Source organism: Marasmitruncus massiliensis, assembly GCF_900186535.1.
GTDB classification, from domain to species: Bacteria; Bacillota; Clostridia; order Oscillospirales; family Ruminococcaceae; genus Anaerotruncus; species Anaerotruncus massiliensis_A.
The window spans coordinates 1-15,583 of sequence record NZ_FYDE01000003.1; the positions used below are offsets into that span (position 1 = coordinate 1).

15 protein-coding genes, 2 tRNA genes and 2 rRNA genes are annotated in these 15,583 nt (G+C 52.9%); 14 read left to right on the plus strand and 5 right to left on the minus strand.

The window, feature by feature from the left end; translation table 11 throughout:
- The first annotated feature begins 34 nt into the window (after window positions 1-34).
- The 5 genes from C1A10_RS01100 to C1A10_RS01120 all read left to right on the plus strand — a co-directional run bounded on the left by C1A10_RS01100 (window position 35) and on the right by C1A10_RS01120 (window position 1,038).
- Window positions 35-109 (plus strand) — tRNA-Glu (locus C1A10_RS01100).
- A gap of 21 nt (window positions 110-130) precedes the next feature.
- Window positions 131-247 (plus strand): 5S ribosomal RNA (gene rrf / locus C1A10_RS01105).
- A gap of 66 nt (window positions 248-313) precedes the next feature.
- Window positions 314-389: transfer RNA gene (locus tag C1A10_RS01110), tRNA-Asn, on the plus strand.
- Between the two features lie 2 nt (window positions 390-391).
- A 5S ribosomal RNA gene (rrf, locus tag C1A10_RS01115) occupies window positions 392-508 on the plus strand.
- 170 nt (window positions 509-678) lie between these two features.
- Complete coding sequence (locus C1A10_RS01120) at window positions 679-1,038, plus strand: DUF4234 domain-containing protein (protein WP_101908471.1); 360 nt, start codon at window positions 679-681, stop codon at window positions 1,036-1,038.
- Window positions 1,039-1,075: 37 nt separating this feature from the next.
- Here C1A10_RS01120 and lexA read toward each other — a convergent pair whose 3' ends face one another.
- The 3 genes from lexA to C1A10_RS01135 all read right to left on the minus strand — a co-directional run bounded on the left by lexA (window position 1,076) and on the right by C1A10_RS01135 (window position 3,318).
- Window positions 1,076-1,660, minus strand: coding sequence for a transcriptional repressor LexA (lexA, locus tag C1A10_RS01125; RefSeq protein WP_101908472.1), 585 nt, complete (start codon window positions 1,658-1,660; stop codon window positions 1,076-1,078).
- A 301-nt stretch (window positions 1,661-1,961) separates the two neighbouring features.
- Window positions 1,962-2,720, minus strand: coding sequence for a heparan-alpha-glucosaminide N-acetyltransferase (locus C1A10_RS01130; RefSeq protein WP_180950931.1), 759 nt, complete (start codon window positions 2,718-2,720; stop codon window positions 1,962-1,964).
- Window positions 2,721-2,763: 43 nt separating this feature from the next.
- Window positions 2,764-3,318 carry a DUF4358 domain-containing protein gene (locus tag C1A10_RS01135; protein WP_180950932.1) on the minus strand — a complete coding sequence of 185 codons (555 nt, stop codon included), beginning with the start codon at window positions 3,316-3,318 and terminating at the stop codon, window positions 2,764-2,766.
- Window positions 3,319-3,501: 183 nt separating this feature from the next.
- Here C1A10_RS01135 and C1A10_RS01140 point away from each other — a divergent pair, with 183 nt between their 5' ends.
- The 6 genes from C1A10_RS01140 to C1A10_RS01165 all read left to right on the plus strand — a co-directional run bounded on the left by C1A10_RS01140 (window position 3,502) and on the right by C1A10_RS01165 (window position 9,939).
- Entirely contained in the window at window positions 3,502-4,098 is a 597-nt protein-coding gene (locus C1A10_RS01140; RefSeq protein WP_101908475.1) for a nuclease-related domain-containing protein, read from the plus strand.
- 9 nt (window positions 4,099-4,107) lie between these two features.
- Window positions 4,108-5,565 (plus strand): ATP-binding cassette domain-containing protein, encoded by a 1,458-nt coding sequence (locus C1A10_RS01145; RefSeq protein WP_101908476.1) that lies wholly within the window; start codon window positions 4,108-4,110, stop codon window positions 5,563-5,565.
- Window positions 5,566-5,885: 320 nt separating this feature from the next.
- Window positions 5,886-6,971 (plus strand): 3-phosphoserine/phosphohydroxythreonine transaminase, encoded by a 1,086-nt coding sequence (serC, locus tag C1A10_RS01150; RefSeq protein WP_101908477.1) that lies wholly within the window; start codon window positions 5,886-5,888, stop codon window positions 6,969-6,971.
- Between the two features lie 29 nt (window positions 6,972-7,000).
- Window positions 7,001-8,167: a phosphoglycerate dehydrogenase gene (locus C1A10_RS01155; RefSeq protein WP_101908478.1), complete on the plus strand. Its 1,167-nt coding sequence runs from the start codon at window positions 7,001-7,003 to the stop codon at window positions 8,165-8,167.
- Window positions 8,168-8,510: 343 nt separating this feature from the next.
- Window positions 8,511-8,993: an NfeD family protein gene (locus C1A10_RS01160; protein ID WP_101908479.1), complete on the plus strand. Its 483-nt coding sequence runs from the start codon at window positions 8,511-8,513 to the stop codon at window positions 8,991-8,993.
- 13 nt (window positions 8,994-9,006) lie between these two features.
- The gene (locus tag C1A10_RS01165; RefSeq protein WP_101908480.1) at window positions 9,007-9,939 is read left to right on the plus strand and encodes an SPFH domain-containing protein; all 933 of its coding nucleotides are present in this window, start codon (window positions 9,007-9,009) and stop codon (window positions 9,937-9,939) included.
- A gap of 80 nt (window positions 9,940-10,019) precedes the next feature.
- Here C1A10_RS01165 and C1A10_RS01170 read toward each other — a convergent pair whose 3' ends face one another.
- Window positions 10,020-10,619 carry a DUF1638 domain-containing protein gene (locus C1A10_RS01170; protein WP_101908481.1) on the minus strand — a complete coding sequence of 200 codons (600 nt, stop codon included), beginning with the start codon at window positions 10,617-10,619 and terminating at the stop codon, window positions 10,020-10,022.
- Between the two features lie 216 nt (window positions 10,620-10,835).
- On the opposite strand from C1A10_RS01170, the gene hflX reads away from it, so the two are divergent.
- Window positions 10,836-12,083, plus strand: a complete 1,248-nt coding sequence (hflX, locus tag C1A10_RS01175) for a GTPase HflX (protein ID WP_101908482.1) — start codon at window positions 10,836-10,838, stop codon at window positions 12,081-12,083.
- Between the two features lie 40 nt (window positions 12,084-12,123).
- Here the strand turns inward: hflX and C1A10_RS01180 are convergent, their stop codons facing one another.
- The gene (locus tag C1A10_RS01180) at window positions 12,124-12,624 is read right to left on the minus strand and encodes a flavin reductase family protein (RefSeq protein ID WP_101908483.1); all 501 of its coding nucleotides are present in this window, start codon (window positions 12,622-12,624) and stop codon (window positions 12,124-12,126) included.
- A 246-nt stretch (window positions 12,625-12,870) separates the two neighbouring features.
- Between C1A10_RS01180 and C1A10_RS01185 the strand changes: the two genes are divergently transcribed.
- Window positions 12,871-14,088 (plus strand): argininosuccinate synthase, encoded by a 1,218-nt coding sequence (locus tag C1A10_RS01185; RefSeq protein ID WP_101908484.1) that lies wholly within the window; start codon window positions 12,871-12,873, stop codon window positions 14,086-14,088.
- A gap of 103 nt (window positions 14,089-14,191) precedes the next feature.
- Window positions 14,192-15,574, plus strand: coding sequence for an argininosuccinate lyase (gene argH, locus C1A10_RS01190; RefSeq protein ID WP_101908485.1), 1,383 nt, complete (start codon window positions 14,192-14,194; stop codon window positions 15,572-15,574).
- The last annotated feature ends 9 nt before the right edge of the window (window positions 15,575-15,583 follow it).

Below are 15,583 nucleotides of genomic sequence, written 5' to 3' on the forward strand. Positions count from 1 at the left end.
CCGGGTTCGAGTCCCTGATGGCGCACCATCTTGTGGCCCGTTGGTCAAGCGGTTAAGACAGCGGCCTCTCACGCCGTTAACATGGGTTCGATTCCCGTACGGGTCACCAACTCTTTTACAGTTTCATATGGCTGGTGTTTATTACGCTGAGGTCCCACCTGTTCCCATTCCGAACACAGTAGTTAAGCTCAGCAGTGCCGATGATACTTGGCGGGAAGCTGCCTGGGAAAATAGGTCTTTGCCAGCTCTTGATACAGCACAATTGTTATTGTGCTGTATTGTCATCAAACGCCGGAATTCGGTGTTTCCATATTCCTCCTTAGCTCAGTCGGTAGAGCATGCGGCTGTTAACCGCAGGGTCGTTGGTTCGAGCCCAACAGGGGGAGCCATAACTGGTGTTTATTACGCTGAGGTCCCACCTGTTCCCATTCCGAACACAGTAGTTAAGCTCAGCAGTGCCGATGATACTTGGCGGGAAGCCGCCTGGGAAAATAGGTCTATGCCAGTATTGGAAAGCTCCTGCAAATAAGCAGGAGCTTTTTGTTATTATTTTTTATATCGATAGTAAAGAACAAGAAATATTGGATTAATATTTCAGTAAACGGTTGAAATCCATCTGTGGGAATGTTAAAATAGAAACGAGAAGATACCGGGGGTACCGGAGAAAGGAGTGTTTACATGTACATAAGGAATAAAAGCATCCCTATGGTAATTATTCTTTCCCTTGTGACCTGCGGCATCTACTATTATGTATGGATGTATCAGACTTCAGAGGAAATCAATAATTCTCTGGGCGATACCCTGGAAAATTCGGGGTTGGAAATTTTACTTACGATTATTACCTGTGGAATCTACGGATTGTATTGGCTTTATAAATACAACCATAAAATTCTCCGGCTGGCGACTAACATGGGGAAATCTGTGTCCGATAATTCAATTATCTGCATTATCCTGGCAATCTTCGGGTTCGCAATTGTTTCGCAGGGTATCATGCAGTCTCAGATCAATTTTCTGGCTGGTGATCCGACTCAACAATAAGGCATCAAAAAGGACGGCTACCGCCGTCCTTTTTTTGTTATTCAAAATTCCGCTGAAGCGCGATGACCTTGCCGAGAATTGAAACATGGTCGGTATAAATCGGCTCCATTGTATCGTTTTCAGGCTGCAGGCGGTATCCGCCGTTTTCCTTATAAAACCGCTTTACAGTTGCCTCGTCATCAATCATCGCTACGACAATTTCACCGTTATGGGCAGCGGAGCCTTGGCGGACAATAATGAGGTCACCGTCAAGAATCCCGGCATTGATCATACTTTCCCCCTGAACGCGCAATGCAAACAGCCCGTTCACATCACCTCGGCAGGAGAACGGAATGTAACTTTCAACAGACTCTACCGCCAGAATGGGGGCTCCGGCGGTAACCCGACCAACAACGGGAATCCGCGCCATTCCGGCTCCGGGGATGCGAATAGAACGATTCAGATTGTCGGAACGCTCAATATATCCCTTATCGGCAAGGCTTGTGAGGTAACGGTGAACGGTGGAAGTAGACTTGATAGTGAGTTTCGCGCAGATTTCCCGCACGCTGGGAACAACGCCGCCGTCGATTGACCGGCGAATGAATTCGAATACAGCTGCTTCCTTTGGTGTCAATTCTTGCATGGCGGCCTCCTTGTGTTTTTTTATACTATAACACAATCTCTTCCCGATTGCAAACATATGTTTGCAGGAGCTTCTCTGTAGAAGTCCGATCTTTCGACAAGCATACCAGTTTGTTCAGAGAAAATGTCACTTTTTTTTAAAATTCGTACATATATCATTCACACAATCCAAATTTTAAAGGGTATAATAAAGATGTACTCAAGATTAGCCGCAAACATTTTGAGTATCTCTACCCTCCTCAAAACACACCTCAAACAGATTGAGCCGGATGCCTCGTGCATCCGGCCCTTTTCTTTGTCTCTTATTTTAAAAGATGGAAAATGAGAACCAGAATTCCATAAAGAACCGGCTGATGGAACATATAGATCCAAATGGTGTAGCGGCCGATTTTCGATAAAACAGGCAGATGCTCACGGTAAAAATAGGAAGGCAGAGTACCCTGCCTTGCGAAAACGCCAAAATAGCTGCCTGTCAGAAAAAAGAACAGCCACGGCAGAACCGGAAAATAGTCGGAGGAGAAAAAACTGGATGCCGGAAAGCCCAGCGGAAACAGGACCCCCATCTGATAAATCGATTCCGGCAGCCGTACCGCAAACGGCGGGAACCCCAGAACACCGTAGGGCACATACATTGTGAGAGCAAAGCACAGCAGCATCAGCAAAAAGCCTGCGGCGGGATGCAGCTTGTCCAGCGGCCGCCGCAGAAAAGAAAACACAAGCATTGCCGTGCCCAAAAGATGCAGTACGCCAAACATGACCCGCTGAGATGGAATCACCAGCAGCGTGACTGCCGTAAGCACCATGCCAAGCCCGAACGTGATCAAGCCGCGTTTACGGTTGCTGTGGGAAAAACGGCAGGCTACGCCGGATATGAAAATAAAGCTGCCCGCAATCCCTTCCTGCACAACATGCATGCCGAACGACTGGAACAGCGGCCAGTCGACGCCGAAAATTTCCACCACGTCATAAGCGCCGTGGTAGAATACCATCAACAAGATTGCCAGACCGCGCCATTCATCAAAAAAGTGAACCCGCCCGGCGGGTCTGCTCTGATTGTTCAATGAGACTCCTCCGCTTCCAGCAAAACTGCGGCCAGATGTCGGCTCAGGCCGGGATGTAGTGGTCAATGATCTTCCGTGCGGCATTCATGTCGCCCACCATCAGCATAATGAGGTAGTCGCCCTGCTCAAAGATTTCGGCGTCATTGGCGATGCGCAGGGAATCATAGACGTCATAGTTTTCAAATTCCTTAATGCGGTTGATTTTCACCTGTTCGAGTGTTTCTCTCACGGTTGGCGTTTTGCCTTCCGCAGGCTTCAGGATAAACACGTCCGCTACACCGAAACGTCCGGAGGCATAACGTACATAGTATTCATCGAGATCGTCTAAATTAAAAAAGAATTTATTTTCCATCACGGATTTCGGCGCTTGTCTGACACCTCTGACATCAATGTCACGATAGATTTCTTCTACCGCTGCCTTTGGATCGGGTTCGTCAACAGGGGGCAGCGAGCTTTCAGGGATATCTGAGCTGGTGGAAATTTCCGAACTGCCGTAAGCGGTCAGGCTCTGCGGGACGGCTTCGGCTGTCTCGTTTGCGCAGCCGCCCAGCAGCAGCGAAAACGCTAAAATACAGGCGGCTGCTTTTCGCTTTAACAAAGCGGCACCTCCTTTTTTAAATAAGCTGCTCAAACAGTATAGCGGATTTCGGCCCATTATTCAAGCGTTCCGCGCTATGTTTAAAAAGCGTTCACGTTTTTGGGAGCAGTTGCAAAGAGACCGGATTTTTGATATAGTACCTAATAGAATAGGGCCGGAACATCAGAAAGGACTCGATGAAAGATGACACTCACTGATAAAATCGCATTCGGATCAGGAATCGCCGCACTGGCAGTTGCTCTGGTGGTGTTGATCGCCCGTGTGATGCGTGTGCGTGCCGGCGCCGCCGGGCAGAAAAAACGGGTTTCGGCGGCACTGCGGCGCTTTGCCGCGCCGCGGGGGTATCGGGTGATCGACGATGCGCGGTTCGTCATGGGCCCGCTGACCGGCTGGGCAGACCATCTCCTGATCGGAATGTTCGGTGTCCTTCTGGTTTATGACCTGAGCATCCAGGGCGAATATTATGGAAAACCGGACGACGAGAGATGGACGGTCGCCGCCGCCGGCGGAAAGCGCTGGGCGGTCGGGAATCCGCTTCTGGAAGCCGGGAAGTGCGAGGGCCGTGTGAGGACCCTGCTGAAGGAAGCGGGCATCAGGGTTCCGGTTGAGCACGCGGTGGTGATCGCGTGCCCGCTGAAAGGCTCTGTCAGCCGTATTCCGTCGGAGGAAGTGATGGTGCTGAACAAGCTGGGCGCCTATCTCGGAAAATCCAAATTTGAGACCGACCGCGGCATCGATGTGGAAAAGGTATTCCAGATCCTGTCCGGCGCGAAAAAATAGGAGGCCGTTATGGAACTGTTGGAACTGGAGCATGTCAGCCGCCGGATCAGCAGTGAATTCTCCCTGCGGGATATCAGCCTGACGCTGAAACAGGGTCAGGTGCACGCGCTTGTGGGGCGCAACGCTTCGGGCAAAAGCACGGTCCTTTCGGTGCTGATGGGCATTCATCCCGCGGATAGCGGTAGTATCCGGATTCGGGGCAGGCAGACGGAAATTCGGGAACCCAAGGACGCAGGTGCGAACGGCATCATGCTGATCAGCCAGAATCAGCAGATGTTTCCAAATCTTAGGGTTTATGAAAATATCTTCTTTGGGCGGGAGCTTACCGTGGGCGGCAGTGTCGGGATGCTGAGCAACCGGAAGATGATCGAAAGTGTGGAAACAGCTTTCCGCAGTATGCATGCGGACATCAACCCGATGTGCACCTACGGGAGCCTGACCCCGGCCGAACGGCAGCTGGCAACAATTGTGCGCGCACTCGTGTCCCATGCGGACATCATTCTTCTGGACGAGCCGTCGACCCATTTGAACCCGGAGGAAAAACAAAGGCTTTACGAGGCGGTTGCCGCGCTGCGGCAGCAAGGCTGTTCTTTTTTGATTGTATCGCATGACCCCGACGAGGTTCTCGCTCTGGCAGACCAGGTTTCCGTAGTGGAGGACGGCTGTATCGTCCGGACAGCACCGATCAGTGAATTTGACAAGCCTGCCCTGATTGAGGCGGCCTACGGCGTCAAAACGGCTGATCTTTACAGGCGTACCCGCGTGAAACCCGGTGAAGAACTGATGCGGGCGGAGCATCTGTCCGGGAGCGGATTTCAGGATGTGAGCTTCAGCCTGCACAGAGGCGAGCTGGCGGTACTGCTTGGAAATGCGAAATCAGGCAAGCTGCAACTGGCGGGCGCGCTGGCCGGACTGGAGAAACGCGCGGGGAAGCTGACCATTTCGGGAACGGAGCTGCCGGCGGAGGCGCCGCTTGCCACGGTGCGCGCGGGGCTTGTCTTGGCGTCCAGCGAGCAGGATGAGGAGGTCTTCCGGGAATGCGAGGCGGTGACGGACGCAGGCGGGAAGGATTCCCCGCTTGGGCGTATGAGCCTTGCGATGAAGCTGTTCGCTTCCGGGATGAGCAAAACGTTCGGCGCTTACGTCGGGGTCAGGCAGAACAAAGAGTACGTGACGGGCGGCAACCGCCAGCGGGAGCTGATGGAGCGCGCTCTGCGCAAGCAGGCGTCGGTCTATATCCTCTGCGAGCCTTCCGCCGGGGTGGATGTCCCCGCGCGGATGCATCTCTACGACGAAATCGGGCGTCTGCTGCAAAAAGGCGCGGCGGCGCTGCTGCTGACCTCCGACCCGGACGAGGCGCTGGGACTTGCGGACCGCGTAATGGCCCTGCGCAATGGGCAGTTGGTGCTCGACAGGGATACGGCGAATCTCACAAAGGAGCAGCTGGAGGCGGCTGTTTCTGAATAACAGACGTAGCGCGGGAAGCAGTTGCTTCCCGCGCGTTTTTGAAACGCCACAGAGAAAATATGGAAGATCAGGGGTAATTATATCAATGATCGATATAATAAGTACGCGCTGAAAAAACAATTGGTTTCGTATAAAACACACGAAATTGCATCAAAAATTGCTACAAACCTCGATAAAAAGCGGGTTTGACTTGCCTAAAACGTAGAATTTCAAACCGGCATTTAGAAACTGATTGACTAACGTCCGGAATAGAAATATAATAAAAATCAATGTTTATCGATTTAGAAGAATAAACAATACAAAACTAGGAGGCTTTGATTATGGCAAGAGTTTACAATTTTTCCGCTGGCCCGTCCATGCTGCCCGAGCGCGTGTTGGCAAAGGCGGCGTCAGAAATGCTGGACTACGAGGGCAGCGGACAGTCCGTTATGGAGATGAGCCATCGATCTAAAGAGTACGAGGCAATCATCAACGGATGCGAAGCTCTTCTGCGCGAAGTCATGAGCATCCCGGACAATTATAAAGTATTGTTTTTGCAGGGCGGCGCGTCCAGCCAATTTGCGATGATCCCGCTCAACCTGCTCAACGGCTCCGGCAAGGCGGATTTTGTGATCACCGGACAGTGGGCAACGAAAGCCTATCAGGAGGCTTCCCGTTATGGTGAATGCCATGTGGTCGCTTCCTCCAGGGATCAGACGTTTTCCTATATCCCGAAGCTTGATAAATCCACCTTCACACCGGATGCCGACTATTTCCACATCTGTTTAAACAACACGATCTATGGGACGGTTTATCATGAACTTCCCGATACGGGCAAGATTCCGCTGGTGGCCGACATCTCCTCCTGCGCGCTTTCTCAGCCGGTCGATGTTTCAAAGTTCGGCATGCTTTATGCCGGCGCACAGAAAAATATGGGACCCGCCGGTCTGACGGTGGTCATCATCCGCGAGGATCTGCTGGGGCACGCCCGTGAAAACACCCCGACCATGTTCAACTATGTGACCCATTCTGAAAACGGGTCGATGTATAATACGCCGCCGACCTATGCAATTTATATCTGCAAGCTGGTGCTGGAATGGCTGAAAAACGATATTGGCGGACTCAAAAGTATGCAGGCCATCAATGAGAAGAAAGCAAAGCTCCTCTATGAGTTCCTTGACGGCTCCAAACTGTTCCGCGGTACGGTTGTACCGGAGGATCGCTCGCTGATGAATATTCCGTTTGTTACCGGCAATGACGAACTGGATAAGAAATTTGTCACCGAGGCAAAAGCGGCCGGTTTCGTGAACCTGAAAGGACACCGCAGTGTGGGAGGTATGCGTGCCTCGATCTATAACGCGATGCCTGTGGAGGGCGTTGAAAAGCTGGTCGCCTTCATGGAAAAATTTGAGCGCGAAAACGCCTGACCGGGCGATGATGGAAAGGAAGAGATTGTGTGTACCAGATTTTGACGCTGAATAAGATCAGCCCCAGCGGGCTGGATGTTTTCGATAAAACCAAATACCGTATCACCGAAGACGGCGCGAACCCGGATGGGATCCTTGTCCGTTCCGCCGCGATGCATGACATGGCGCTGCCGCAGTCGCTGAAAGCGATTGCCCGGGCGGGAGCCGGCGTCAATAATATCCCAATTGACAAGTGCAGCGAACAGGGGATTGTCGTATTCAATACGCCCGGCGCGAATGCCAACGCTGTGAAAGAGCTAGTTATCTGCGCTTTGCTGATGAGCGCGCGTAAGATTTACCCCGCCATGGAGTGGACACAGACGCTGAAAGGACAGGGCGAGGAAGTCCCCAAGCTGGTGGAAAAGGGCAAGTCTCAGTTTGTAGGGCCGGAACTTTGCGGCAAAAAGCTGGGGGTCATCGGCTTGGGCGCCATCGGTACCCGTATTGCCAACTTTGCACGGCACCTTGATATGGAAGTCTGGGGCTATGATCCCTATATGTCGGTGGAGACTGCATGGAATATCTCCCGCGACATCAAGCGTGCGGCCTCTCTGAAGGAAATCTACGAGAACTGCGACTTCATTACGCTGCACCTTCCCTCCACGCCGGAAACAAAGGGCATGATTAATTCCCAGTCGATTCAGATGATGAAACACGGCGTCCGCCTGCTGAATTTTGCGCGCGGTGATCTGGTCATTAATGAGGATTTGATCGAGGGGCTCAACGAAAAGCAGATCCGCTGCTATTTCACCGATTTCCCCAGTGACGAACTGCTTGGCCATCCGGGTGTGCTTGCCATTCCGCATCTCGGTGCGTCCACACCCGAAAGCGAGGATAACTGCGCGAAGATGGCGGCGTCCGAGCTGGTGGATTATCTGGAGAACGGCAACATTAAGAATTCGGTGAACCTGCCCGCGGTTTCCATGGCGCGCAGCGGTGATATGCGCATCACCATAATCCACAAAAACATCCCGGCAATGATTACCAAGATTGCGACGGAAATTTCGGACAGCGGTGTTAATATTGAAAATCTGACCAACAAATCCAAAAAAGATTACGCCTACACGATGGTGGATATCAATGGCGCCATCAGTGACAGCGTGATTGCAAAACTGCGCGGAATTGAAGGCGTCGTCCGCGTCAATATTTATCACTGAGTCCAATGATACAGTTTTTTAAGCCAGCCCGCCGCCGTGCATTCAAAGTACGGCGGCGGGCTTTGTAATTAGAGCTCATCGAAATCCGGATAATTAGAATGAGCGAGATTGAGCGAGATCGAGAGAGATATAGAAAGAACGGAAGAGGACACTTTCAAACGGGAAAGCGGGCGGCCGGGAGGAGATTGGGAAGGAACCGTTTCTCAGCTTGTGCAAATCTCCCGATCTATGCTATACTATATACATGCAGGAAATCCCGTACAGGCGGACCTGCCGGCTATGGAATGTACATTGCATACCAATTTTCGAATACCATATCATATTAGAAAGTGAGGAGCGGAAAATGACCATTTTCGGGCTTGCAAGCCCACAGATCGCGGCGGTGCTGTGGCTGTTTCTGGGAGTCCTGTTTGCTGTAGGGGAGGGCCTGACGGTCCAGCTGATCGCCATTTGGTTTGCGCTGGGCGCAGCCGGCGCAGCGATCGTTGCCATGTTCGGTGCCTCGCTTTTGACTCAGTGTGTTGTTTTTCTTGTCCTGTCGGTGGCCTCGCTGGCCGCAACACGTCCCCTGCTGAAAAGCAAGCTGCGTGTCCATAAGGAAAGCACCAACGCCGACCGTGTCATCGGGGCGGTGGGGATTGTTGGGGAGGCCATTGACAACGACCTTGCCCGGGGGCGCGTTTCGGTTCTGGGGCTCGACTGGTCGGCCCGCTCGGTCGACGGTTCCCTGATTGAACAGGGAAGCAAGGTCCGGGTGCTTGCCATCGATGGAGTTAAGGTCATTGTGGAGCGTGTTGTGCGGCAAGATGCCGACACAGAATCATAAAGGAGGATTTTTTATGCCAATCTCAGTAACGCTTGTGCCAATTTTTCTTCTGGTGATCATCCTACTGGTCATCATCATCAGCAACATCAAAATCGTCCCTCAGGCGAGCGTATATGTCGTGGAGCGCCTCGGCAGCTACTTTGCCACATGGGAAACCGGACTGCACCTGAAGATCCCGTTTTTTGACCGGGTGGCAAAGCGGGTCTCGATGAAAGAACAGGTGGTAGACTTTGCCCCGCAGCCTGTGATTACCAAGGATAACGTCACCATGCAGATCGATACGGTCGTATTTTACCAGGTAACGGATGCCAAGCTGTATACTTACGGCGTGGAACGCCCGTTGTCCGCGATTGAAAACCTGACGGCCACTACGCTGCGTAACATCATCGGTGAGCTGGAACTGGACAGCACGCTCACTTCCCGTGATGTCATCAACACCAAAATCACTGCTACTCTTGATCAGGCTACTGATAAATGGGGGATCAAGGTTAACCGTGTGGAGCTGAAGAACATTCTGCCGCCGCGTGAAATTCAGGACGCGATGGAAAAACAGATGAAAGCCGAGCGCGAACGCCGCGAATCCATCCTGCGTGCTGAGGGTGACAAGCACAGCAATATCCTTGTTGCGGAAGGTGAAAAGGAATCCGCCATTCTGCGTGCGCAGGCGGAAAAGGAATCCGCGATTCTGCGTGCCGAGGGTGTGCGCGAGCAGAAGATCCGTGAAGCGCAGGGCGAGGCGGAGGCTATCGAACTGGTGCAGAAAGCGTACGCCGATTCGCTGCGGATTTTGACCGAGGCCAATCCCAGTGAGCAGGTCATCAAGATTAAGAGCCTTGAGGCGTTTGCCAAAGCGGCGGACGGCAAGGCGACCAAGATTATTATTCCGAGTGAAATTCAGTCGCTGGCAGGGCTGGTTGCTTCTGTCAAAGAGGCAGCCGAAAAATAAGCATGCAAAGAAAAGAGGGCGGGCTTCCAACGGAAGCCCGCCCTCTTGTTTGGCAATTAAAAATATACAGAAAGGACTATTTATTCAATAATTGCCTGATTATAGGATGGCTTTACGGTTTCTCCTTCGGTGACGACCGCGATGCGCGGGTCCTCCCAGTTGCCGTTGAGCAGCGCTGTGAGCAGGGAATAATCAGTTTCGGCGGTAAAAAAGTCCCAGGAGTTCCGGTATGCAAGGGCTCTTGCGGTCAGGCTGTCGTCCGGAAGCAGAAGCTGGGTATCGGCGAGATAACACAGGCAGGCACATTCCGCACGGGGGCAATCCAAAAGCTCTTTGCCTGAGTTGGGCAGATACCACGCAAGCCCGCCGCCAAACCGGAGAAACAGGCGGCGGTAGGGATCGGTGCCTCCCAACAGCAGGGAGACTGTGTTATGTACACGGGGAATTACCAGCGGGATACCGTTGGAGGACAGTCCGTCTTCGGGAAGGAGGCATCCGCCGTCTGCAAGGATCACTGCGTCATAGCCATCAGCTTGCGCCAGCTGCTCCCGGACAATCAGACCAACGTCTGCTCGGGACTGCTCCGGCAGCCAAAATACGTCAACATCATGGGGGCAATTCGGAAGCAGTTTCTCCAGGTAGAGTTGCAGGGAGGGGCAGGCGAAGACAAAAAGCTTCATTGTTGTGTTCACATCCTATTCAATCTTTATATTGAGTGTACCGCATTAACTGGGTGCGTTCAATGCAAAGAATTTGGTAAAAAGGATGCTTGTTTTTTCATCCTTATGATATAATAATAATGAATACGCCGACTGTATGGGATTTTGTTAAGAAAACTTCCCTTTAACGGGGCGGTTGCCTGAGAGGAACCACTTTATTTTCAGAAGGAGCAATATATGGTAGAAAATCAACTGGATGTGCCGCAGAAAGCGGTGCTTGTCGCGGTGGATACCGGTGAATATGATGTCCGGGTCTCTCTGGACGAGCTGGAAGAGCTTGCACGCACGGCGGGCGCCGTAACGGCGGCGAAGGTTACGCAGAAGCGCCCGTCTTTCGAACCCGCGACCTGCATCGGCGAAGGCCGACTGAAGGAACTTGCGGAATTTTGCCGCATCAATGAAGTGGATATCGTTATTTTTGACCATGAACTTTCGCCCGCACAGATTCGGAATCTTGAAAAAGCCTGCGAAATCCCGGTTATCGACCGCACGATGCTGATTTTGGATATTTTTGCCCAGCGCGCGGTAACTGCGGAGGGCAAGCTGCAGGTGGAGCTTGCGCAGCTGCGCTACCGGCTGCCGCGGCTCGCGGGTATCGGCACCGAATTATCGCGGCTGGGCGGCGGAATCGGCACGCGCGGCCCCGGGGAAACCAAGCTGGAAACCGACCGGCGGCATATCCGGCGCAGAATTTCCGCACTTCAGGAGCAGCTGGAGGAATTGGGAAAACGCCGGGAACTTCTGAGAGCCCGACGGAAAAAAGACGGGGTCACCACCGTGGCAATCGTCGGCTATACCAATGTGGGGAAGAGTACGCTGCTGAACGCGCTGACCAACGCGGGGGTTTTGGCGGAGGACAAGCTGTTCGCGACACTGGATCCCACCTCCCGCGCGCTTACCCTGCCGGACGGCAGGCAGGTGATGCTGATTGATACGGTCGGCCTGGTGCGGCGTCTGCCCCACCATCTGGTCGAGGCTTTTAAGTCTACACTGGAGGAGGCGGCCGGAGCCGATCTGCTCTGGTGCGTCTGCGATATCTCCTCCGACGAGACTGAGGAACAGATTGCCGTCACCCGGGACCTGATGCGGGAGCTGGGAGTGGAGGATACCCCGATGCTGGCGGTACTCAATAAATGCGACCGCATCGCCGAGACCCCTCTTCCGCTCAATTCCATGACCGCCGTTATTTCCGCAAAGACCGGATTTGGCTTTGACGCGCTTTTAAAGAAGACGGCGGATGCGCTCAAGCCGACCCACCGTAGGATGCGTTTGCTGATCCCCTACGACAAAACCGGGCTGATCAACGAAATTACAGAGCTGGGCAAGGTGTTCGCACAGGAATATGTCGAAGCAGGCACAAAAATAGACGCTCTGGTGGATCTCAAAATCCTTTACAAAGTGGAAGGCTTCGCAATCAGGGAATAAGCATAAAAAAGGCGGAGGCAGGAATGCCTCCGCAAGTGCGTTATTTCTGATAAACGCCAAGGATTTCGCCCACATAGAAGAAATGGTAGTCTTTGTTAGGGTAATTCGCGGCGTCGATGGAAGGGTCGACAAACGATTCCGGGTTGAATTTCTGACGGAACAGTTTGCGGCAGGTAATGGCGATTTCCGACTGCGCAAGCACCGGCGTATTGTCCAGCGTTACGGCTTCAAACCCGCAGATCGCCAGTTTATCAACCTCCCGTCCGGTATGCGAACCGCAGTATTGCAGTTCCTTGCGATAAGACTCAGGCAGGAAACAGGTGGAAAAGGTTTCGGATGCATCCATCAGTTCCCTCGTATATCGCTGCGGGCGAAGGAAAATATATGTTACGGGCTTGTTCCACAGAACCCCTACGCCGCCCCAGCTCGCCGTCATGGTATTGACATGTCCGTCGGCGGACTTTGTGGTGATCATTGCCCACTGTTTGCCGATCAGGTCAAACGGATTTTTATTCAGTTCCTGCGGTGTAATCTTGTTCATCTTCACACAGCCTTTCCATAAATCTAAGAATCGGATGCGGCAAAGCCGTACCAGACGGCTGCCAACAGCCGCCCAACATTCTTATCATAGCACGAAGGAAGGGAGAATAAAAGGGGATTTTGTGCAAAGGTACACAATTCAGATGCAAACAGAATGAATATTTATGCGAATATGGGGTTGCATTTGCATAAAAACAGTGTATAATAGACATTACAATGAATGATTAACCAAACGGAGGGTATACATATGCAAAAACAATTCAAAAAAGTTGTGCTCGCCTACTCCGGCGGGCTGGATACATCGGTTATTATCCCATGGCTGAAAGAGCACTACGACTGCGAGGTCATCGCCGTTGCCGCCAATGTCGGCCAGGGTGATTACGAACTGGAAGGCCTTGAGGAAAAGGCAATCAAGACCGGTGCGTCAAAATGCTACATCGAGGATTTAACCAATGAATTCGTGGATGAGTTCATCATCCCCACGATGAAGGCGGGCGCGGTCTATGAAGGCAAATATCTGCTCGGAACCTCTTTTGCCCGCCCGATTATTGCAAAGCGGCTGGTGGAAATTGCGAAAAAAGAGGGCGCCGACGCGATTGCGCATGGCTGCACCGGCAAGGGAAACGATCAGGTGCGTTTTGAGCTGACCATCAAGGCGTTTGCCCCCAACATGGGCATCATTGCTCCGTGGCGTTTCTGGGAACTCAACAGCCGTGAAAAAGAAATCGCATATGCCGAAGAGCACAAGATTCCGCTCAAGATCAACCGCGAAACGAATTACTCGAAAGATAAAAACCTGTGGCACCTTTCCCATGAGGGTCTGGATCTGGAAGACCCTGCCAACGAGCCGAATTATGACAAGATCCTTGAAATGGGCGTTACGCCCGAAAAAGCTCCCGACAAGCCCACCTATGTGACCATCGGCTTTGAAAAAGGCGTGCCGGTCTCTGTGGACGGCGAGAAGATGAAACCGGTGGATGCCATTTATAAGCTTAATAAGCTGGGCGGAGAGAACGGCATCGGCATTGTGGATATGGTGGAAAACCGGCTAGTCGGCATGAAGAGCCGCGGCGTCTATGAGACCCCCGGCGGTGCCATCCTCTACTTTGCGCACCAGTCTCTGGAGGAGATCTGCCTGGACAAAGAGACTCAGCACTATAAGATGCAGATGGGCGTCAAGTTCAGCGAACTGGTTTATAACGGTCAGTGGTATACCCCGCTGCGGGAAGCGCTGAGCGCGTTTGTCGACAAGACGCAGGAGCCGGTTACGGGTGAAGTCAAACTGAAACTCTATAAGGGCAACATCATGAATGCCGGTATGACTTCCCCCAACTCCCTCTATTCGGAAGAAATCGCGACCTTCGGTGAGGATCATGTCTACGATCAGGCGGATTCTGCTGGATTCATCAACCTGTTCGGCCTGCCGCTCAAGGTGAAGGCGCTGCTGGACGAGAAAAAAAATTAAGTAACAGGCAAAAAAGTAAGGGGGCTGTAACGTCGGGGCAGGTGTCCCGCGTTATGGCCTTTTCCTATACAGGACTCAGAACAAGTGACTGCGAGGTAACAATATGAAAATGTGGGCAGGGCGGTTTTCCAAGGAAGTGGATTCCCGCGTCAACGATTTTAATTCCTCCATCCGCTTTGACGCGCGGATGTTTGAGCAGGATATCGCGGGCTCGATGGCGCACGCGCAGATGCTGGCCGCGCAGGGGATTCTTGCAAAAGAGGACGCGGACAAAATTGTGGATGGGCTTGACACCATTCTTACGGACTTGAAAAGCGGCGCGCTTGCCGTTGACCCCAACGCCGAGGACATCCATATGTTTGTCGAGCAGGTGCTGACCGAACGAATCGGCGTGACCGGAAAACGCCTGCATACCGCCCGTTCCCGCAACGATCAGGTGGCGCTCGATATCCGCCTCTGCCTGCGGGAGGAGAGCGAAAAAATCGTGGGGCTCCTGCTGGAACTGACGGAGGAGCTGACCCGCAAAGCGGAAGAAAATCTGGAAACCGTGATGCCCGGCTATACCCATCTCCAGCGCGCGCAGCCGATTACGTTTGGCCACCACCTGATGGCCTATGCCTACATGCTGGCACGAGACGTGGGCAGGGTGCGGGACGCCGCGAAACGCATGGAGGAACTGCCGCTCGGTTCGGGCGCTCTGGCGGGAACCACCTATCCCATCGACCGGCAGATGACGGCAAAGGCGCTCGGCTTTTTGCGTCCGACCGCGAATTCGCTGGACGGCGTTTCCGACCGCGATTTCTGCATTGAGCTGGCGGGCGCGATTTCCACTGTTATGATGCACCTTTCCCGGCTTTCCGAGGAAATTGTGCTGTGGTGCTCGTGGGAGTTCAAATTTATTGAGCTGGATGACGCGTTTGCAACCGGGTCGTCGATTATGCCGCAGAAGAAGAATCCGGACGTCGCGGAACTGGTGCGCGGAAAGACCGGCAGGGTCTACGGCGACCTGATGACGCTTCTGACCATGATGAAAGGGCTTCCGCTTGCTTATAATAAAGACATGCAGGAAGATAAGGAAGCGATTTTTGACGCGGTGGACACCGTGAAGCTCTGCCTCTCGACCATGACGCCGATGATTCATACCATGACCGTCCTGAAAGCGAATATGCGGGCGGCGGCGGCAAAAGGGTTTATCAACGCCACCGACTGCGCGGATTATCTGACAAAAAAAGGCGTGGCGTTCCGGGATGCGTATAAGTGCACCGGCGGTCTGGTTGCTCTCTGCATCCAAAAGGGCCTGACGCTTGAAACGCTTCCGCTTGAGGAGTACCAAAAGGCAAGCCCTGTATTCCAGAATGATATTTATGACGCGATCAGTCTCGAAACCTGCGTGAAAGGCAGAACAAGTGAGGGCGGCCCGTCCCCGGAGGCCGTCAGGGTGCAGATAGAGAAGATACGGACGTTTCTCACCGCGGAGAAACGCTGAACTTCGCGG